Below are 20567 nucleotides of genomic sequence, written 5' to 3' on the forward strand. Positions count from 1 at the left end.
AACCGAAAACGATTCCCATTGGCCCGCCGCGCTGCTTGCGCTAAAACCTCGCGCAAGCAGCGCGGCGGACTCACGATTGCCCTTCTATGTCAAGTTTTTCCGAATTGCGAATCATTTGTCAGGGCCCTTCATCGGGGTGCTGAATGTCTAAACTCGAGGATTGTAAGTAAAGGTCTGTGCTGTATCTTCCTCGAACCGCGACGCGCAATTCAGGACACAATCGAGTCGTCCGAACGCCTTCACACATGCGAGCACAAGTTGCCTCACCTGTTCTTCGTTCGAAAGGTCTGCGCAAAGGGAAATCGCGCGTCCCCCTCGCGTTGCTATCTGATCAACAACCTCCTGCGCTTCGCGCTTCGATTCGTGATGGTGCACGGCAACGTCCCATCCTCGGGCGGCAAACCCCAAGGCCACCGCCCGACCGATTCGTCGGGCGCCTCCCGTCACAAGCACCGATTGCCTACGAGAGCGGTCGTGATGAATCGCTGGTTCAGTCATAACACAAGTTCAATTTCAGGCAGGCTCAGGCTCGGCTTGCGTTTTCGCCCCACCCCTCGATCACTGTGACAAGGCATAGCGTCGGAACTTCAAATCTCGAGGTTATCAATAAGGCGTGTGCTGCCGAGACGCGCTGCTGCTAGCACAACGAGCTTTTGCTCGACGACTTCCGGCTCCGTTGGAGAGCGTAAGTCGGCCTGTTTTCGGACCGAGATGTAATCGGGCTTCCAGCCTCGATCGACGAGCGTTGAGAATGCGCGCCGCTCGATTCGCCGAATATCTTGTCGCCCGGCCAAGATATCCTCGCGCACGCTGTTGAGGAGCCGATGCAGCGTGGGCGCCTCCACCCGTTGCTCGGGCGTCAGAAAGCGATTGCGCGATGACAGCGCCAGTCCATCGATGTCGCGGATGGTTTCGCCGGCTATGACATCCGTGGGCATGGCGAACTGCTTACACATTTCTCGAACTATCATCAGTTGTTGGTAGTCCTTTTTTCCAAACACCGTCACGCGCGGCTGCGCGCATAACAGCAGCTTCATTACGACCGTGCAAACGCCTTGAAAGAAACCAGGCCGGAATTCACCCTCCAGCATGTCGCCAAGGCCGCCAGGAGGCTGGACACGATACTCTTGCACCTGCGGAAAGAGGTCCCGCTCCGTCGGGGCAAAGACAACGTACACATTCTCCTTCTGAAGTTTCTCCAGGTCCGCCTCGAGGGTTCTCGGATAACGCTCGAAATCTTCGCCTAGTCCAAACTGCAGCGGATTCACGAAAATGCTGGTGACGACCGGATCGCCATGCTGCCGTGCGAGCCTGATAAGCGAAAGATGCCCTGCATGCAGATTGCCCATGGTCGGCACGAAGGCCGTGCGGTTTTGTCCGCGCAACTGAGCTCTCAACTCCTCGATAGACCGAATCAGTTTCATACTAGAACTTGCCCCTGAGATTCACCTGGCACTGCTCACATGTTCGGATAATTCGGACCGCCACCGCCTTCGGGCGTCACCCACACGATGTTCTGCGTCGGGTCTTGATGTCACAGGTCTTGCAGTGCACGCAGTTCTGCGCGTTGATCTGCAGACGGTCGCTGTCATCGTCGTTCTTCACGAACTCGTACACCGCGGCCGGGCAGAAGCGCGCTTCCGGGCCCGCGTAGGTGCGCAGGTTCACGATCACGGGTACGCTCGCATCCTTGAGCGTCAAGTGCGCGGGCTGGTTCTCTTCGTGGTTCGTGTTCGAAATGAACACCGACGAGAGCCGGTCGAACGTGAGCTTGCCGTCGGGTTTCGGGTACTCGATCGGCTTGCACTGCGACGCAGGCTTGAGCATTTCATGGTCGCGATGCTGGTGATGCAGCGTCCACGGCACGTTGCCGCCCAGCAGCTTCTGCTCGATGCCCACCATCAGCGTGCCCAGGTACAGGCCCTTGCTCATCCACTGCTTGAAGTTGCGCGCCTTGTACAGCTCCGTGTAGAGCCACGACTGCCTGAACGCTTCCGGTTCAACGTCGAGTGCAGACGACCATGATTGTAGAAGCTCAGCCAATCAAGTACCTCGTCCATCGCCTTGCGACGCGTCGCAAAGCGCCGGCCGTGAATGCGCGCCTGCTTGAGCGATCCCCACAGGCTCTCGGTCGGCGAATTGTCCCAGCAATTGGCCTTTCTGCTCATCGAGCAACGCATGCCGTAGCCCTTGAGCAGCGCCTGGAATTCGTCGCTGCAATATTGGCTCCCACGGTCGCTGTGCAGGATCAGGCCGGCTTCGGGGCGACGGCGGAACCACGCCATACGCAATGCGTCAGAAACCAGCTCCATACGCATGTGCGGTTTGAGCGACCAGCCCACGACCTGTCGGCTGAACAGGTCCAGGATGACGGTGAGGTACAGCCAGCCCTCTTCGGTCCAGAGGTACGTGATGTCTGTCGTCCAGACCTGATCGGGCTTCGCCGGCGAGAAGTCACGTTGCAGCAGGTTCGGCGCAACCGGCAAGTTGTGCTGGCTATCAGTTGTGGCCTTGAACCGTCGCCTGGTGCGTGCCCTGATGCCATGCAGCTTCGTCAGCCGCTGAATCCGGTCCTTGCTCACGCGAATGCCCTGCGCCAGCAGCTTTTTCCACACGCGCGGCCAGCCGTACTCGCCTTTGGATTCGGCATGGACTGCGCGAATGTGGATCAGCAGCGCATCGTTGCTGATACGGCGGCGCGGCCGATCAGGATCAACGTCGCGCGCCTTCCGGTTGTGATAACCGCTGGGGCTGACACCCAGCGCCTCGCAGGCCACGGAAACCGGCCATTGTCGGCTGTGCCGCTCAATCCAGGCGTACTTCATGCCGACACCTTTGCAAAGTACGCCGTGGCTTTTTCCAATATGTCGCGCTCCATCTTCACACGGGCCAACTCGGCACGCAGCCGGGCAATCTCCATCTGTTCGGCCGATACCTGTTTGCCTGCGCCATTGAGCTTGCCAGCATCGTCGGCCTTGATCAAGGTGTTCAGCGTCTGCGTGCTGATCCCCAGAATCTTCGCCGTGGCCGACTGGCTCTGGCCGTTACGCACCATGCGCACCGCTTCAACCTTGAACTCCAGCGTGTACCGCGCCCTCGGGTTACCCATTGCTCAATCCCCCGTCACTGAAGTTTTACACACTCTCAGTAACGGATACGTTTTTCGAGGGCAAGGTCAAACGTGTCCGCACGTTCGCAATGGTCAATGCAGTTTACGTACCAGCTACGAAAAACCCGACACAACATATTAAATCGTTGAGTGACTGTCCTGAATGTGCGGTTCACGACATCGCGTGTTGGCAAACGGACGGGTGCACGCGCATGGCCGAAAGCGAAACACTTCGCCGGGGGGCTGTTCTCAGCATTGACGCATATCAACGTCGAAGGCGAAACATATGCGTATCTTTGCGAATGTGGGTGCGAGAGCAGGCGGCAGGCTTTCTAAGCATGGCGCACCATGGTTAGGAGCGGAAAGCAGTCGACCTCGCACGGTGGCCCTGGAAACGCCTGAGAGGTTACGTACGATGGCACACGAACGGTTACCCAGAGCGAATGCGCCGATGAAGAATGTCATCAACGCCGACACGTTGGTGTGGCGCGAGGATATCCGGAGGACGGCGTTCGAATACGCCGAAAGCGGTTCTTTTACCGACTGGCAAGCAATTGAGGTGGCGCTCCACTCGCTTTTTCCTGCTAGCCGCGTTGGCGATATCCTCGCGAGCCCGTTCTGTCGTTTGGACCTGAGTCAACGCCCGACTGGTCGATTCCCAACCGCTGGAGCCTGGCGATCCACGACCACCCGCTCCAGCTCGACGGGATCTACTATCGCTCGCGCTTTGCGAATGCCGAGTCGGTCGCGATCTTCAGCGACCGCGCAACGCTTGTTCAACGCGACCAATCCACCCCGCTCCTGCAGCACCCGCAGCTTGCGAGTTTTCTGGACCGATACGACATCGGTATCGCGATTTCGGGTGGCGCGCACTGGATGGCATAGGAAAGCGGATACAGAAATTGCCATGCACTCGCCAACGCCTGTCAGCCACGAATACGATTATACGACGCGCATACTGATTATTTTCACGCATGCGCTTGCCTCACGCTGGCAAGCGTTGTCGCCAGTTCGGCGGTGTTTCTCGATCGCGATGTTTATTGGAATTTCCAATTTGCGACAATGACGACAGCGGTTGACAGCCTAAGGTATGCGACCGCAGTAAAGTATCCGGGGCGTCAAGCCGAACCGCGAAACGCTCCGCCAGGTTGCCCGGTGCCACCCATGATGCTGAAGCAATGGCTTGAGCCGGATGCGGGGTGACCCGCACGTCCGGTTCTCAGGGGGCGGCGGCGCAGTGATGCGCCGCTGCTACCCGACAAGGAATCGATTACGGTGGCCTACGCGATTGACGCAGGCGAGGTCGAATCGCTTGGCAAGATCGGCACAACCCAAACGGAGATCGATCGGCTTTGCAAGCGACTGCAGTCGAAGGCTTCACACGTGCGCGTGGTTTACGAGGCGGGTCCGTGCGGCTACGGGCTGCATCGGCAACTGACGCAGCGCGGCTTCGAGAGCATGGTCTGTGCGCCGTCGCTGATTCCCAGGAAACCCGGCGAGCGCGTCAAGACGGACCGGCGCGACGCCGCGAAGCTCGTTCGTTCTCTTCGCGCAGGCGACCTGACTGCCGTGTATGTGCCCGGTGTCGAAGACGAAGCCTTCCGGGATCTGGCGCGGGCGTGGGCAGCCGTCAAGGAGGATTTGCGGCAAGCCCGTCAGCGACTGAAGTCGTTTCTTCTCGCACATGGCGTGGGCTATACGGGGCGCGCGAACTGGGGTGAATCGCACCGACGCTGGCTCTCCGAGTACTCGTTCGCTAACGCCTGGCAACAACTGGCATTTGAAGAGCATCGGCGCACAATTGAGGATCGTCTTGTGCAATGTGGACGATTGGAGTTGGCGTTGCGAGATGCAGTTGTCAACTGGCGCTTTTATCCTGTGGTGCTGGCTCTGCAGGCGATGCGCGGAGTGCAGTTTGTTACGGCTGTCGGTAATGGTTTCAGAACTGGGAGACCTGTCGCGTTTCACGCATCCACGTCAGCTCATGGCATGGCTCGGTGTAACGCCCTCGGAGCATTCGTCGGACGGCAAGCGACGTCAGGGCAGCATCACCAAGACCGGTAACAGCTATGCCCGCAAGCTACTTGTGGAAGCTGCCTGGAGCTATCGGCACATGGCACGCGTTGCGCCCGAGATTCAGCAGCGACACGAAGGGCTGCCCAAAGCGATTATCGATCGGGCGTGGGATGCTCAGTTGCGACTGTGCCGGCGATATCGCAAGCTCGTGGCCCGCGGTAAGAACGCCAACATTGCGGTCGTTGCCGTTGCGCGCGAATTGGCCGGTTTCATCTGGGACATTGCCCGACTCGCGATGGCGCTTGCATTGCCGCGTAGCGGGCAGTCCATATGAGACTGATGACAAGTCGGTAACCCCGCCTCTTCAACGACGCAATCGCGTTGGCCTTTGCCGCCGGTGTTTTCCATGTGATCTTGTCCACACCGGGGGTGTTCCTGCCTTTGTTTCAGTCACCCGCTTTACGGCTAATGCACGGCCGCTAAACGAGTGGGTCAGCAGCCATTGCAGGGCTTTCACCCTGTTATGGCGGCCGGCCTGTACCGCCTTTACCATACGCGACTGCAGCCTTCTTACCTGACGTTGAACATCGGCCCAGTTGATGCCGTCCCACGTCACGTCAGAAGGTGCACGCGCCCGTGTTGCTGCGCCCATTTGCTTTCCTTCCATGTAGATGGTTCTGCAAACTCTCTGGTGAGAAGAGACCATGAGGAAGTCTGCCCGCTTTCGCGTCGGGTGATGTTGCAACCCGTATCCCGTCCATTACAGCCGGGCATTCGCTTTTTCCCCCTTGCTGTGCCCGCACCGCCATGGGCAGACCTCGCAGCCTGCTGTCCCCGAAGGGAGCGATACGGGGTTTCCACGTTCCGCCTATGGAAGTACGTCGGGTTAGGTGCCTGCTCTGGGCCGGGAGGAATATGGGTCACGAAAAGCGCAATCGAAAGACGCTGTTCCCACCTCCGGTATCGTTTTGGTTCGAGCGCAATAGCCATTTCCGCTCGTTCAACATAACGACCCTATCGCAGATTCAAATGTTTTCACCATACCGACTATCTTGCACTCATCCAGCGTATGGCTGCCAGAAGGGTACGCCTCTCGCGATTGATACCCCGCACCTTGCGGCGCTTCGTTACGTTGTCAGAGCCGCTCTTGATTCAGGTTCCTAGATTCACCGGGTGACACCGGTGGTTCACTCCTTCCATGCAGCGAAAAGGGCGAACAACTTCTGTAAGCGACCTCGTGTCGCACTTCGACAATGTTGTTCAGGTACTTGATCTGGCGGACCTTGATCGGCGTCTCGCGATCGGCATTCACTGCATCCAGTGCGGCCAGATTGGAACCGCTTTTGTCGATGGTCACGGTCTCTGGCGTGCCATTATGGGCGATCGCCTTTTCAAAGAACCGCCGGGCAGCGACCTTGTCCCGCCGGGTCCTGAGCAGGAAGTCGACCGTGTCGCCCGCCTTGTCCACTGCCCGGTAAAGATATTTCCACTCGCCTTTGATCTTGATATAGCTCTCGTCCATGCGCCAGCTTTTCCCAACCGCACGCTTGTGCCTGCGGAACCTCCTTTCGAAGAGCGGCAGCAGTTTGATGACCCAGCGGTACACCGTCAAATGATCCACCGCGATACCACGCTCGTCCATCATTTCCGCAAGATTGCGCAAACTCAGCGAATAGGCCACGTACCATCGCACGCACAGCAAAATCACTTCAAGCGGGTAGTGAAGGCGCTTCAGGACCTTGGCCAGGCCCGGCGCGAGTGTGGTTCGCGGTGTCTTCGTCTTCTTCATCGCACAGCTCAAAAATTCGCTACCCAATTTTAACTCCTCGCCCCGGCGCGAAATCGCCGGAGCAAGGTAGGTCCTATAACCGGCGAACCCGGGAAGTGGACCGAAGGCGAGAGGGTGGCGGATGGGTCCGTACTAGCTGTGAAGCCGGGTAACGCTGGTGGAGCGAAGGGGCCCTGCTGTTTGTAACTTCCTCGACAACATGGGAGGCAAGGACGAGATGACAAAGGCGTCCAGCAGTTTGCAGGACCTGAGGCTGGGAATATGGGTGGCGCCCGGCCAGCTTCTGGCGGCTTCTTCCTACATCACCTTCAGCGCCGCTTCGTTCGATTTGACGGATGCATCCCACATGTCATAAGTGTTCACGAAAAATCGATTTGAAAATCGGGGCCGTACTTGTTTAGCAGTGCGTTAAGTTCGGTGTCGATGGTCTCGCGTGTCCATGTCAGGGCGCTTCGCCATCGGTATTTCAGGTGCCGCCATACGATCTCGATCATGTTCAGTTCAGGACTGTAGGCCGGCAGGTAGAACAGGACCGTCTTATGTTCAAGAAGCCAACGTTGCCGTGTTTCCTCGCTGATACCGTGATGGATGCTCGCGTTGTCCAGCACGATTACAGTGGGCACTTAACCACGAGGCTTATGATAGAAATTCGACCGGATCTTGGCCGGACCTCAATACCTCGCGACGCCGATTCTCTTTTAGCGCGAGACGTAATAATATTCGCCGCATGCATTCGTTACGTGAATCAGTGTTATCCAAACAATCGATTTTTAGTCGACGTGAAAATGCCGCATAGTACGCTCCGCGATGTACAGTACTCCACATCACGAATGCAGATTTTCATGAGCTGCCTGAACGCAATTGGGCGCTGTCGGCGCGAATATGGCTGTGTCGCATTAGGTCGCTCTCGATGCCGCGTCCGGAGGCATGCTCAACGATTTGGTGACGACATGGACATGAAGGGTGTGATGACGGAAGAGGACGGCGGTGCGGCGCCTTCGCCAGGGGAAGCGGCCATCCTTGAGGAAGCATGCTGGCTGGCCGACTCGGGGCGCTACACCGACTTCACGGACATCGAGCACGTGCTACGTTTTGGTTACGGGCTGACGAATGCGCGGGCTCTGCTTGACCGGTATCCGGTTCGCATGATGCTGAACCGCCGCTGCGCGGATGCCCGCGAGGAGCGGCTGGTAGGGCGGAGCAGCATGAGGTTCGGTGCTCATCCGATGGCAGAGGACGCATGACATCACGGGAAGCGCAGGACATTCTCCACGCGGCGTTCGTGGCCGCGGCTCTGATCGTGCAGGCCCAGCCGTACCGGAACGATGCGCACGCGCAGCGCCGGTTCGAGCACATTGTCAACCAGATCCTGTCGGAGCATGTGCCCCGTGGTATGAGCCTGGCGGAGTTTATTCAGTATGCCGGACGACCGGCCTCGGTCTTGTCGCAATAAGGGTTGACGTTGCCCGCGATTTTCGTATCCGCTAACCGAGCACTTATTATGCCGCTTCCTTTCGCTGTGCGGCGTGCCAGTCTTGTTCAAATTGCATCGGACTGACGTAATTCAACGCCGGGTTCGCCCTCGCCCTTGCGCCCGAGGAATCCACCCAGTGACGCGATCATCCGAATCATCTGGTTAAGCGTCGGTGGCTTTTTCGGGCGGGTTTCTTTGCTAGCACGTGAGCGCCGTGTATCTCGTCAGCATCAAAGAACAGCGAAGCATCCAGGTCCGGGCAGGTCCTGCCCAGCCGCATGAGCCGTGCGATACGCCAGGATACCACCATATACAGTACAAGCGCCTTCTCCACGCGCTCCAGTTGCGAGAGCTGCAACGTTTCAACCCGGCAGGCGTTCTTCAACACATTGAAGAACATCTCGATCTTCCACCTCGCGGGGTACCAGTCGATCAGTTCGGTGAGGGCATGTGCATCGGGCACTTCGCGGTTGCTCAGCAGGCGCCAGACGACGGGCTTCACGCCAGTGGGCGCATCCACTTCACATGCCTCAATGCAGCTCAGTTCGACGCCGCCGCGCCCGGGTAACTTCACGCGCTGTGCACGCAGTTCCTGCTTCACTTCACGCGCCTTCTGGCCATCCCGCCCGGGCAGCACGAAGCTGATCTGACCGAGCACCTCGCTCGCGTGCACCGTCTCCCACAGTTTTGCTTCGCCCTTGAGTGCGCGGTTGTGCTGGGAGCGGATCAGCCAGTCAGCCGGCTCGCCCAACTCCTGTGCACGCCGCATGAGCGCGGCGAATCACCCTCGCGATCGGCCACATATACCAGCCGCGTGCCCGACATGGATGCCGCCTGCTGTGCCACGATCTCATAGCTTTCGCATACGCCGCCACGCTGGCCGTTTTCGTGGCGCGGCTCGCGTGCCCACATCCACGCGTTCATGACACCCAGCGGCTCCCGATCGAGTGTGAGCGCGTAAGTAGCGTGAAGATACATGCCCACCTGCGCTTCGTAACTGAGCGGGCCGGCTCCCTCGATGTCCTGGCCGTTGAAGTTCAGCTCGGTCGTGTCAGCCACGCACAGGACTACCGGTAACTCGCCCGTGCGCGCTGCGGTGCGTTCCCAGTGCGGCTGCATCATGTCGCGCCAGTCAATCTGTTCATTGCCCAGAAAGCGGTATGCTGCAATCGTCTCGGCCCAGCCCTCACAGGCACCCGGAATACTCGCCGTTGGACGCGCGGCAAACCGCTTTAGCAATTCCTTCGCGCGACGATCGCGCCTCGGGTCACCCAGATCCAGTGTTTCAAATTCCTCGTCCACCCACGCTCCCGGCTCATTACGAATCTGCATTCGAAAAGTCGAGAGTAAACGCGAAATTCTGGCCGTTAACAACCCCCATCACGCCGGTGCATCGCTCAATACGCTTTCGGACGAACAGCTGCTACTGCACCACTTCTGTATAACGAGATGGGTTGGACCCGCGCGGGGGCATGCCTGACAAAGCACGGGGGATTTTCTTTCCCGATAAACGAGCGAGGCCCCTGCGCGCGTCTTTCATCACGGGCCAGGCCATTGGCCTAACATGACCGGTTGTAGTGCCGCAGTCCTTCACCTTCTCACGCGCACCGACGGCCTTGCAGTCAGAAAGACAAAAACCACGCTTGATGCTTGCGATGAGCGGGGAAGCCCTTGTCGTGCTTTATTTTCCGTTTCCTGAAGCGTCCCCTGAAGGCTCATCTCGGTGCTCACTCGTGCGAGGGTTCTGGTCTGGAAGTGCGTGGCACCCATCCAATGTTTGAGCGTACCGAACACATGCTCAACGGTGCTGCGCCGGATCGTCATTGCGTCTGGATTCCGGTCGAGCCGTCGCTGCATGGCTTCCAGTATCTGTTCATGTTCCCAGCGTCGAATGCGTCGGTAGTCGCTTGGAGAACATCGCTCCTTCAGATGGCAACGCGGGCATGCGCTGGGCCAGTACACCTTCAGATTCATGCCATGTTCGACAGTCGTGAACCGATGAATGGCGCGCTCGCCGGCCGGGCAACGATAGACATCGTCTTTAGCGATGTAGATGAAGTCGCGCTTGGTAAAAAGGCCTTTCTTTCGGGATGCAGACGTCAACGGCTTCGGTACATATGCCTTGATACCCGAGAGTCCGCAGGTACGAATATCCGGGCCACTGAAGTAGCCCCGATCGGCTAGCACCCTGAGTCCGGATTTGCCCATCGCGTCTCTTGCTGCGAGCGCGACCTTGCTGAGCTGCCCGTGATCTCCTCCGACCTTGGTCACCTCGTGTTCAACGATCAGGTGATGTTTCGTGTCTACGGCGGCCTGTACGTTGTAGCCGACTATTCCGGTCTTTTTGCCGCTGCTGGTCATCGAACGCGAGTCGGGATCTGTCAGTGACAGCTGTCTGTCCGGTTGCGTCTTCAGTTGTTTCCGGATCTGCTCGAGTTCGCGCATCCGTTGCCGCAGCAAAGCGACCTTCTCATGCAGGCGTACGGTCTTCACATCGAAACCGGTCGGACTGACGCGATCCGCGGTCTCAATCGCGTCGAGGTACCGCTGGATACTCTCCTCGATCTGCTGCTGACGCTTATCGATCTTGCCAGCGGTGTAGTTCCGGTCGCGGCTGTTTAGGACTTTGAACTTGCTGCCGTCGATGGCCACCATGTCGCTGGAAAGAAGCTTCAGGCCGCGGCACAGTTCGACGAAGCGCCGGCACACGTTGCGAATGGCGGCACCATTGTCGCGGCGGAAGTCTGCGATCGTTTTGAAGTCCGGTGCCAAGCGTCCCGTCAGCCACATCATCTCGAGATTTCGCTGGCATTCCTGTTCAAGACGCCTGCTGGAAGGCAAGCGATTCAGATACCCGTAGATGTAGACCTTGAGCATCACTGCAGGATGATAAGACGGCCGACCGGTGAGAGCGGGCGAAGCCCCGTCGAAGCCGAGTTCCGCAAGATCGAGTTCGTCGACGAACACGTCTATGATCCTCACCGGATTGTCCTGCCCGATGTAGTCATCGATGCATTCGGGAAGCAGTGCGACCTGCTTGCGGTCATCGCCTTCAACGAATCGCTTCATGAGTCACCCGATCTCAATGCGTTGATTCAGTTTAGGCGATGAGTGCGTTTTCACACACCCTTATATGGACACCGCCCGGTTTGCCAAGTTGATCTTGATGTGATGTGCTAACGAGGTGTCGGCTGCGGTCTTATATGCGGCCTTTTGCAAGCCGAAGCTGCGGGCCCTGATGGAATACGCCAGGAACGTCCTCATCTCGGCCACGTACTTGTCAGTACAAGGGTGTGTTCAGGCTTGCGTTCCTGCGGTCCGACCTGTTTCGCCATCACATGTTAATCAACCTCAGCAACCTATCGAGACTGCGGTCTTGGATTTACTGCTTCCCTGCTAAACAGATTTCACACTGACGTGATGCTTCTCGTACGTGCCGCCGCGAGCGAGAATTGCCCAAGCGATGCGTGCGATTTTGTTGGCCAGGGCCACCGCTACTACATTGGCCGGTCGTCGCTCCCGAATTCCTTTCTGCCATGCTGTTGGAACCTTGGTGTGACACATCACCGAGCGCGCACCGTGGATTAGCAGGGTGCGCAGTAGGGGTCACCTCGCTTCGAGATTGAGCCCAGCCGGACCTTGCCTCCGGTGCCGCTTTGCCGTGGAACGAGTCCGAGAAACGACGCAAATTCGCGGCCAGATTTGAACGTCTTTGCATCCCCGATCGTAGCCACCAGCGCTGTTGCAGTCAGTCTGCCGATGCCAGGCACTTCAGCGATTGCACGGCACGCCGTTTCCTGCTTGTGCCAGACGCCGATCCGTTTCTCAAGCTGCTCAATGTCCTGCTCAATCCCGTCGATACGCCTCAACTGGTCCTGCAGGCTGGAAATCATGATTCCGGGCAGGACGCATTCCAGTTCGGCCATGCGTGCGCGGATCTCATTGAGTCCGGCGACGCGACCGGCTCGGAACGACACACCGAACTCGTAGAGGAGACCTCTCAGCTGGTTCACCTGCATGGTCCGGAATTTGATGAGCAGCGAGCGCATCCGATGAAGACCGAGCATGGCCTGCTGGTCTTCTGTCTTCATTGCCACGGTTCGCATCCCCGGCTGCTGAACCGCTGTCCAGATCGCCCGAGCATCTGCTGCGTCGGTCTTGTTCGTCTGAACGAACGGTCGAATGAACTTCGCATGCAACAACACCACCTCGTGTCCGAGCGCCTGGATCTTGCGGGCCCACCAGTGCGCACTGCCGCACGCTTCAAGCGCTACAAGACCGGCCGGCCGTTGGGCGAGAAACGTTATCAACTCGTCGCGCCGAAACCGTCGATTGGATACCTCACCCGTTTGCGCGTCGACCCAGTACATCTGGAAGATCTGTTTTGCAACATCCAGTCCGTATGTCGTAGCATTCATTTGGGCCCTCCGTTCCTCAAGTGGACGTGTCGAAACGCCACTCTGGCACATTGATGCCATTCGGTTCTGGAGGGCCTCCGCTTTCCTGCCGGACCCTACCTCCCCGAATGGAGGGCGGCGTCCATTCCATCTCGGCCAGTCGACTTCACACTCACAAATGAGATGTTTTGTTTGTCGTTGAAAGAAAATCTTTCTGTGCATGGCCGGTTCCCCCGGACGCGCTGCGAGCCTTGGAGTCGAGCGCGCGCCACCCGGGCTTCTCGGCTGCTGCAATGGAACTGAATGTTACGCCCACCGAGGTTGGTCAATTCGTTCTCAGTCTCGAAGAATGCCTCGACGTACCGCTGTTCCACCGCGCTACCGGCGGGCGACCGCCTCTTGTACTAACGGCCGTCGCCCTTCGGGCGCTGCCTAACATCCGCGAGGGGTTCGATCGGTTGAATCTGGAATTTGCGCGACTAAAGAAGGGGCTCGGCTGTGGGCGTGTTGACGCTGACCGTTAGGCCGGCGTTCGTCGCGAAATGGCTTCTGCCGGGCATTGATCGCTTCCAGAACCGCTGCGTGTCGACGCCAGCCATCAAGTTGATGGATTTCAGAGCAAAGGAAGACCGCCCATCATCCCGCCATACTCATAGCACGCTGTGGCACATCGCATGACTGGACTTTCCGGCGCGCAATCGAGACGATCATCCGATAAGAACCAGTACTCTCTTTTCCACGCGGAGTGAGCCTACCGCCGGTAATTTTACCTGCAAAAACAGGCTTTTCTCCATCGCGAATCATCAATATGATTGATGCACTCAAAAAAATTAACGGCTTATACAGAGCGGATATGCGCTGTTAGGATTCTCCCGTCGTCACCGCGGAGCCGAGTATGAGCGAAGATTTAGATGTCGTCCAAGCAAATCGTGTCGACACCGGGGTTGAGCCAGTTAAAGGCGATGCGTTTGATGCTAACCCCCCTGGTTCCAAGCCGTCTTCGCGACCTGTTGCCAGCGTGCTCGCGGCTGCCATGGCTATCGCGTCGATGTGCAGCGTGCAGCTTGGTGCTGCATTGTCGCGACCCGTGACAATGCAATACGGTACGCTCAGCACGACTTGGCTGCGTCTTTGTTTCGCGGGCTTGGTGCTCGCGATCGTGGTGCGACCGCCGCTCCATACCTACTCCCGACAGCGCTGGAGCGCCGCTTTCGTCCTCGGTAGCGCCATGGCCGGCATGACACTGTGCTACTTCGAAGCCGTGCAGCGCGTGCCCCTTGGTCTCGCAGTCGGCATCAGCTTCATTGGTCCCCTCATCGTCGCGACGGCCGGCATTCGCAGATTCCGGATGCTAGTGTGGCCCATGGTGGCGATGGTCGGCGTCGTCCTGATTGCGCGGCAGGACGGCATGTGGACCACCTCGTTAACCGCGCTGGTCTTTCCGGCTGGGGCTGCGCTCGGATGGGCAGCCTACATCGTGATGATGAAACGAGTCGGCACGCTGTTCGATGGCCTGCAGGGGCTCTCAATGTCGCTGATCGTCGCGGCCCTGGTCACCACGCCGTTTGGTCTTGCGCAAAGCGGTGGCCATCTGCCCGCCGCGCAATTGATTGACGCCGCATATCTCGCGGTACTCGTGCCGCTCCTGCCCTACGTCCTCGAGATGCTCGCGCTGCGGCGCATGACGGCGTCCGCGTTCGGCATTCTGATGAGCATCGAACCCGCCATTGCTGCCGCAATCGGTTTTGTCGTCCTCGGTCAGCCTATGCTGGGCTTGCAAAACATCGGCACGTTGCTCGTGATCAGCGCCAGCATAGCCTGCTGCCGCCAAGAATAGGCCGGCGTTGCCGGCAGGTGGATCGTCGTCTCGCACTGCATTTTCTTCCGCGTATTCGGATGTTGCCGAGACACTAACTGCGGATGATTCGCGTCGTCGTTGTATGTGTCGCGCTTGCGATGCTGTTTCCCTTCATGTGGTTTTACTGGAGACTGAAAATGGCCCACCAAGATCGTGCCCGTTTCGAACTGGTTGCAGACTGTGAAATGCAGGCGCTCTTTTCCGCCTCGCCCGACACCGCCGCGTTTCACCGTGGCGAATGGATCGACCGCGAATACTATCGGCGGCATCTCGTCGAGACAGTGCTGCGCATCCGCCTGAACAATGAAGTCGATGCATTCGCGCTCTACAAGATCGGCTTCAAGGACAATCAACTCGCGCAGATCCTCGCGCAATACCTCGCCGAGGAATACGGCCACGAAGGACTCTTTCTGCGCGACATCGAAAAATTCGGCCTCACCGCCGAACAGATTGACACCATTGAGCCGCTCCACTCGACCAGGAAGCTGATCAATTATCTGTATCTCAGCATCGAACGCGATGGCCCATTGCCGACGATGGCATGGAACTGGTTCGTCGAATGGTATTCGGACCGCTACAATAAGACGATCACCGAGGCTGCGGGTCGAGCCTTCGGGCACCACACCGTTAAGGGTTCGCTTGGCCATATCCAATACGACGAATCGCACGACCACGACGATCTGATGTGGGGCGCCGTCCAGCGCGCGATCGACGGATGGGGTGGCATCGACAAGGCAGAAATGCATCTTCGCAACTTCATCGGCTTGGTCGGCGATTACTTCGACGAACTGAAGGCAGAAACCGGGCGCCAGTCGGACGTGGTCGTTGCATGAGGAGCGCATCGTGGCTATTGTAGTAGTGGAGCCTGTCTCATCGGGGACCGCGCTGATCGCTGCAGCGCAGCGGCTCGGGCACCCGGTACACGTGTTCTGCGCAGATACCCGCATCGTGCCGCCAACGCACCTACGGACCGTGGCGTCGCTGACGAGTGTCGACACTGGCTCGGCTGATGATGTCGCTGCAGCAGTGCGGACAGTCGGGGGCATCGACGCGCTCGTTCCCGGCTTTGAGTACGCGGTCGACGTCGTCGCGCAGACGGCCGCGCAATTGGGGTTACCGCATCTAGCGCCCGAAGCGGCCGCGCTCACACGTGACAAATACCGTAGTCGTCAGCGACTCAGCATGGCCGGGCTCGCTGTACCTCGTTTCGCGCCGATCGCAAAGCGTGGCGACGTCGCCCGCGCGGCGGCGCACGTCGGATTTCCGGCCGTCGTGAAGCCGGTCGATGGTTGCGGCAGCCTACTGGTGCGCCGCGTCGATTCGCTCGCGCAGTTGCACGCGACGATCGACAGCGTTGCGCATCGATCTGTTCCGGACATGGGCCGCGAAGTTGGTCAAGCGATGATGCTTGAACAGTATCTCGACGGCCCGGAGTACAGCGTAGAAGGTTACGTCGGTCCGCTCGGTCCGCGCATGCTTGCCATTACCGAAAAGATCCTCGGGCCCGAGCCCTACTTCGTCGAGATGGGACATGTGGTCGACGCTACGCTCGACGACCGCGACCGAGCTCGGCTGAGCGCGTATGTCGAAACGGTGGCGAGAGAGATCGGCCTGACGCTGGGCGTGTTTCATGCGGAAGTGCGCATGACGCGCGACGGTCCCACGCTGATCGAAATCGCCGCGCGGCTCGGCGGCGACCGGATCTACCGGCTCGTTGAGCTAGCTAAGTCAATCTCGCTACCGGAAGTCATGCTCCGTAGCTATCTCGGGGAATGGGACCCGGCCCCGGGATACCGCCACGGGCGGAGCACCCGGGTAAGCGGCGTCCGGTTTCTCGCACCCGAGGCAGCCGGGCCGTTCGTCGGTGTCAGCGGGCTTGACAATGTGCGTGCGCAGCCTGGCTTCCAAGAAGCGGAAATCTATCCGCGCATCGGCGACTGGGTATCGCCGCCGACCGACTTCCGCGGCCGGGTCGGCCACGTGCTATTTACAGCGCCCGATCGCCCCACGCTCGAACGCCGACTGAACGACGCGCAATGCGCGCTCGAAATGGGGTTGACATGCAAGGTCCATTGAAGGACGAGTCGCGATGACGTATACCCCCTTCCCCCGCCGTACCCGAAGTGTCGTAATGAATCGCTGGTCCGACGATTTTGCCGCCTATCACCGATACATCGATCACGACGCGCACGACGTTGCCTATCTGTGCACACCGGAAGGCGCGAAAGCTCTCGAAGCGACGCGCATCTCGCACATCGAGATCCTCCCGGACTTCAACGATATACACAGGCTGCGCGTGGCATTCGACGCATGCCGTACTAGGCTGAACGGTGTCGACCGACTGATCGCGCTGTCCGAATTCGACCTGCTCGCCGCGGCACAGCTGCGGGAAACCTTCGACGTCCCGGGCGACCGGCCCGCCACCGCAGCACGCTTTCGCGACAAGACGGTGATGAAGCGCGTCGTCAGTGCGGCCGGTCTGCGCGTGCCGCAGTTCGTCGAATTGAACGATCGGGAGGACGCGCTCGCCACTGTCGCCGGACTGCGGCATCCGCTTATCGTCAAGCCGCGAACCGGCGCGGCAAGCATCGGTGTCCACCGGGTCGATTCGGTGGAACAGTTCGGTGCGCTCCTGCCCCGACTTACGGGCACTTCGTACGAATGCGAGGAGTTCATCGAAGGGCCGATCTATCACGTTGACGGTATCGTCTTGAGCGGCAAGCCGTTGCTCATCCGGGCGTCGCGCTACCTTAACTCATGCCTTGACTTCGCCAATGGCAAACCGCTGGGGTCGATAATGTTGCAGCCTGGACCGTCGAACGACGAACTACTCGCGTTCGCGCAAACGAGTCTCCGCGCCCTATCGCTGGTGGACGGCGCCTTTCATCTCGAAGTGATTCGCGGCTCCGACGGCCTGTATTTCCTTGAGATCGGCGCGCGCGTAGGCGGCGGCGAAATTCCGTTCCTGTTCCGCGATCTCTACGGCATTGACATCTTCAGCCTGTGGGTCCGTCAGCAGCTCAACTACGGGACGTCGCTTGCATCCGAGGCAGGCGTGGGTGCAGCGGCCCGCTCCACCGAGCTAGGAGGGTTTCTGCTGCTCCCCGAGGCGACCGGCAGCCGCCTCTTGCGAGCCGTTGTCCCGGACGGTATCGCACCGCTGTATGCGGCCATTACGCCGAAGGCAAATCATGTCTTCGACGGCAAGGGCGGCTACGACGAGATCCTCGGCCGGTTTCGCTACCGCGGTCGATCGGAAGATAAGATTGATGCAGCGATCGCCGCGACCTTGGAGCGCTTCCAGTACGAGCTCGGCGATATCGATGCCCCTAGCCGCCCCGCTTGGCCGCGCGGGCATTGGCATGATGGCTATCCGTTGCCCGAAAATGCGCCATCACGCTGCCGATGAGGCGCTCGTTGGAAGGAGAGAATGAACGCGACGAAATCGCTTTACCACGGCCAGCGGTTCCCTGCTGTTATGATCAGCTGCGCTGTTGACGGACACTTCTCGTTCGGAGCGAGGCGGCGTACTCAGGTACGGAACCAACGATTCGTTGCTGGCATGTCAAGTCCGGCTATCGATTGGCTCGGTGCGCTAGGGCGGTTCGGTAGAAACCTCGCAGCACTAGGCATTTAGAAGTGGTGTTTGTGACGCCGCGCGACGAGACGTATGTGGTGGGGAAACTGCTCGATGAGCAGGACATGCAAACCCGGCGTGCTGGAGCAAAGCGTCGCCGACCAATCGCGCAGCTATCCCGCGGCAAGTGGGAATTCCTGGACTCCCTAGCAGGTTGCTGAAGTACCGCTGAAACACGTCATCGCGCAGAGTTCGTGAAGCGTTGATAGATGAACCACCACTTGCCCACTGGAGATCATGGGCGGCGCCGACACGTTCACCGAGAGTTTGTTTTCCGTACGCAAGCTGGACGACTTCGTGCCCAAGTCGCATCCGTTGCGTTCGATCCGCGTGATGGCGAACGAAGCGCTGGCGAAGATGGATCGACTGTTCGCGGGGATGTACGAAGCTGACATAAAGGGTGGACGGCCGAGCATCGCGCCAGAGAAGTTGCTGCGAGCCATGCTGATCCAGATCCTTTACAGCATCCGCTCGGAGCGCCAACTCATGGAGCAGGTGCAGTACAACCTGCTGTTTCGCTGGTTCATCGGCCTGGCCATGGATGACGAGGTGTGGGTGCCCACGGTCTTCACGAAGAACCGGGAGCGTCTGATCAAGCACGATGCCGTGATCGAATTCTTCAACGCCGTAGTGGCCATCGCCGAGAAGAAGTGCCTGCTCTCGGGGGAGCATTTCAGCGTGGAAAAGCGGAAGTTGATCGAACAAGGTTTCGGCTGGGCCAAGACCGTAGGGCGCATGCGCCAGGTGATGGTGCGCGGCTTGAAGAAGGTGGACCAGATGTTCGTGTTGAACATGACGGCCTATAACCTCGTGCGCATGCGATCCCTGGCACAAATCCGCCCATAGTGGCTGGAAAAGGCGGCAATGAGGCCAGAAGCCGGCCTCACAGTGCTTTAAAAAGGTTGATGCGCGTTGAAATTGCACAATGCGAAAGATTTAGCGACGGTGGGCGCTCAAATCGTGGAAGGCCGATTCCGGGCGGGGTATTTCCGCATCCTGCTAGGGCTAAGCACATTTTTATCAAAGCGGCTGCACGCGTGATCTGCCGACCCGTAACCGCGAACGTCAGATGTTCCCTTTCGAGATACGCGTCGCACACAATCGCTAAGCCCCTTTCGTCAGCGCTTGGTGCTGCACACACGGAGGAACGCGGCCTGTTATTTCGCCATAGTCAAACAGCGCATCGGCACATGGTACGGCTGTACGTTCCGGGAGCAATCAAAACAATTATATAATAAGCATTACTACTGTTCACATAGAGAGTGCAGATGGGCACCAACCTGACAGCGCCAGGTTTGCCGCAGCGCTCGATAAGAACGCGCGTCGCCTTAAATTGGTGGAACGTCGATTCCTCCTGAGTGAATTGCAGGTGCATGACGGGACTGGTTGCGTCATCGACATACACACCAACAGCGTGCACGCTGGACCGCGGTCCTCGAGCTAGCGGTGATCCCGCCATCAATCTGGATGAACTCGTCCAAGCGCTCCTATCGTGTGCGTGACTGGTAGACCGTCGGCTGATGCAGTCGACGCAGGATCCACAGGCCTTCGCCCGTCATTCGATATGACCCCTTTCGTCGCCCTGCGGACTCTGAGATTCCCGTGGCTTCTCCAACGCTAGGGGCCGGCCCAAAAATTGGCGTATCAACCGCGGATAATCGTGAGCACGATCGGAACAAGGCATCTCGACAGCGTCTCGCTGCGCGAGATTTGTGTCCGGAAACCAGTCCACGGCCCAAATTCCGAGCCGCACAACAAGCCGGCGAATCTGCCGCGCCGTCAGTTCCAGCCGTTGCGCGGAACGTTAGCGGTTTCAGCTTGCTATCCACCACGACGTTCAAAATGGTATGGAATTGTCCAGCGGGCGCATCGCGACCGTTCGCTCTGTTGCTGCAGCCATTAAAGCTCCCTGGAACTGGACCTCCGACGGGCTACACGCTTGCGATGAACGCGGGTTTTCCATTGGCAAAACCCAGACGTTCCGGTGTAGCCAAGACCTCACTGAGCCTTCTCGGCGGTTTCATCATATGTTAGAACCCTTGCCCGGACAGCCAGTGGTTCAGATACTTTTGCTAGGATTTCCATAAACCACACAAAGGTGCGATGCAAGTGGCCATTGCGGCGTCGCGGCGCTCTTGTGCGGCAATTACCCTATGGTTCGTAAGCGCCCGGTCATCCCATCTTGAGTCACGGTGAAAGTCTTGGGAGCATCGTGTTCACTTAAATAGGTGGACACGTGAACACTATTGAAGAAGCAGCGGCACCTAGCCGTCGACGACGCCGGCGC

At 58.9% G+C, this 20567-nt stretch carries 14 protein-coding genes and 6 pseudogenes; 10 read left to right on the plus strand and 10 right to left on the minus strand.

What is annotated here, in order from left to right:
• Positions 1–147: 147 nt before the first annotated feature.
• The 4 genes from AB3X96_RS39620 to AB3X96_RS39635 form a co-directional block, all read right to left on the minus strand.
• The gene (locus AB3X96_RS39620) at positions 148–498 is read right to left on the minus strand and encodes an SDR family NAD(P)-dependent oxidoreductase (protein WP_176112340.1); all 351 of its coding nucleotides are present in this window, start codon (positions 496–498) and stop codon (positions 148–150) included.
• 89 nt (positions 499–587) lie between these two features.
• Positions 588–1424: a pantoate--beta-alanine ligase gene (gene panC / locus AB3X96_RS39625; protein ID WP_368594045.1), complete on the minus strand. Its 837-nt coding sequence runs from the start codon at positions 1422–1424 to the stop codon at positions 588–590.
• Positions 1425–1500: 76 nt separating this feature from the next.
• Positions 1501–1932 (minus strand): 4Fe-4S dicluster domain-containing protein, encoded by a 432-nt coding sequence (locus AB3X96_RS39630; RefSeq protein WP_368594046.1) that lies wholly within the window; start codon positions 1930–1932, stop codon positions 1501–1503.
• Positions 1929–3109, minus strand: a protein-coding gene (locus tag AB3X96_RS39635) for an IS3 family transposase (RefSeq protein ID WP_368594047.1) whose coding sequence is annotated in 2 segments (ribosomal slippage) — positions 1929–2851 and positions 2851–3109 — 1182 coding nt in all. Because the reading frame shifts where the segments join, the coding sequence is not laid out codon by codon here. Before AB3X96_RS39635 ends, AB3X96_RS39630 begins: the two co-directional genes overlap by 4 nt.
• Before the next feature lie 451 nt (positions 3110–3560).
• Here AB3X96_RS39635 and AB3X96_RS39640 point away from each other — a divergent pair.
• Entirely contained in the window at positions 3561–4175 is a 615-nt protein-coding gene (locus AB3X96_RS39640) for a hypothetical protein (protein ID WP_176112343.1), read from the plus strand.
• A gap of 182 nt (positions 4176–4357) precedes the next feature.
• Positions 4358–5459: pseudogene (locus AB3X96_RS39645) on the plus strand (IS110 family transposase).
• A 30-nt stretch (positions 5460–5489) separates the two neighbouring features.
• Here the strand turns inward: AB3X96_RS39645 and AB3X96_RS39650 are convergent.
• The 3 genes and pseudogenes from AB3X96_RS39650 to AB3X96_RS39660 form a co-directional block, all read right to left on the minus strand.
• Positions 5490–5831: a reverse transcriptase N-terminal domain-containing protein gene (locus AB3X96_RS39650; RefSeq protein WP_368594048.1), complete on the minus strand. Its 342-nt coding sequence runs from the start codon at positions 5829–5831 to the stop codon at positions 5490–5492.
• A 540-nt stretch (positions 5832–6371) separates the two neighbouring features.
• A pseudogene (locus AB3X96_RS39655) lies at positions 6372–6914 on the minus strand (IS6 family transposase); the annotation flags it as partial.
• Positions 6915–7273: 359 nt separating this feature from the next.
• Positions 7274–7537 (minus strand): transposase, encoded by a 264-nt coding sequence (locus tag AB3X96_RS39660; protein ID WP_368594049.1) that lies wholly within the window; start codon positions 7535–7537, stop codon positions 7274–7276.
• A gap of 345 nt (positions 7538–7882) precedes the next feature.
• Here AB3X96_RS39660 and AB3X96_RS39665 point away from each other — a divergent pair, with 345 nt between their 5' ends.
• Positions 7883–8158 carry a hypothetical protein gene (locus AB3X96_RS39665; protein ID WP_368594054.1) on the plus strand — a complete coding sequence of 92 codons (276 nt, stop codon included), beginning with the start codon at positions 7883–7885 and terminating at the stop codon, positions 8156–8158.
• Positions 8155–8367, plus strand: coding sequence for a hypothetical protein (locus AB3X96_RS39670; RefSeq protein ID WP_368594050.1), 213 nt, complete (start codon positions 8155–8157; stop codon positions 8365–8367). The genes AB3X96_RS39665 and AB3X96_RS39670 overlap by 4 nt, the downstream gene beginning before the upstream one ends.
• A gap of 110 nt (positions 8368–8477) precedes the next feature.
• Here AB3X96_RS39670 and AB3X96_RS39675 read toward each other — a convergent pair.
• From AB3X96_RS39675 to AB3X96_RS39685, 3 pseudogenes are all read right to left on the minus strand, one after another.
• Positions 8478–9669 (minus strand): annotated as a pseudogene (locus tag AB3X96_RS39675) (IS4 family transposase); the annotation flags it as partial.
• Between the two features lie 426 nt (positions 9670–10095).
• Positions 10096–11457: pseudogene (locus tag AB3X96_RS39680) on the minus strand (IS1182 family transposase); the annotation flags it as partial.
• Between the two features lie 327 nt (positions 11458–11784).
• A pseudogene (locus tag AB3X96_RS39685) lies at positions 11785–12806 on the minus strand (IS110 family transposase).
• A 167-nt stretch (positions 12807–12973) separates the two neighbouring features.
• Here AB3X96_RS39685 and AB3X96_RS39690 point away from each other — a divergent pair.
• From AB3X96_RS39690 to AB3X96_RS39715, 6 genes and pseudogenes are all read left to right on the plus strand, one after another.
• Positions 12974–13358 (plus strand): annotated as a pseudogene (locus AB3X96_RS39690) (LysR family transcriptional regulator); the annotation flags it as partial.
• 322 nt (positions 13359–13680) lie between these two features.
• A complete protein-coding gene (locus AB3X96_RS39695) occupies positions 13681–14622 on the plus strand; it encodes a DMT family transporter (protein ID WP_368594051.1) in 942 nt (313 codons plus the stop codon).
• Between the two features lie 158 nt (positions 14623–14780).
• Positions 14781–15476, plus strand: coding sequence for an iron-containing redox enzyme family protein (locus AB3X96_RS39700; protein WP_176369594.1), 696 nt, complete (start codon positions 14781–14783; stop codon positions 15474–15476).
• Positions 15477–15486: 10 nt separating this feature from the next.
• Entirely contained in the window at positions 15487–16719 is a 1233-nt protein-coding gene (locus tag AB3X96_RS39705) for an ATP-grasp domain-containing protein (RefSeq protein WP_312883726.1), read from the plus strand.
• A 55-nt stretch (positions 16720–16774) separates the two neighbouring features.
• On the plus strand, positions 16775–18052 hold the full coding sequence (locus tag AB3X96_RS39710) for an acetyl-CoA carboxylase biotin carboxylase subunit family protein (RefSeq protein WP_368594052.1): 1278 nt from the start codon (positions 16775–16777) through the stop codon (positions 18050–18052).
• A 465-nt stretch (positions 18053–18517) separates the two neighbouring features.
• Entirely contained in the window at positions 18518–19126 is a 609-nt protein-coding gene (locus tag AB3X96_RS39715) for a transposase (RefSeq protein ID WP_368594053.1), read from the plus strand.
• Positions 19127–20567 lie beyond the last annotated feature (1441 nt).

This window comes from Paraburkholderia sp. BR13439 (genome assembly GCF_040948805.1).
Taxonomy (GTDB): Bacteria; Pseudomonadota; Gammaproteobacteria; order Burkholderiales; family Burkholderiaceae; genus Paraburkholderia; species Paraburkholderia youngii.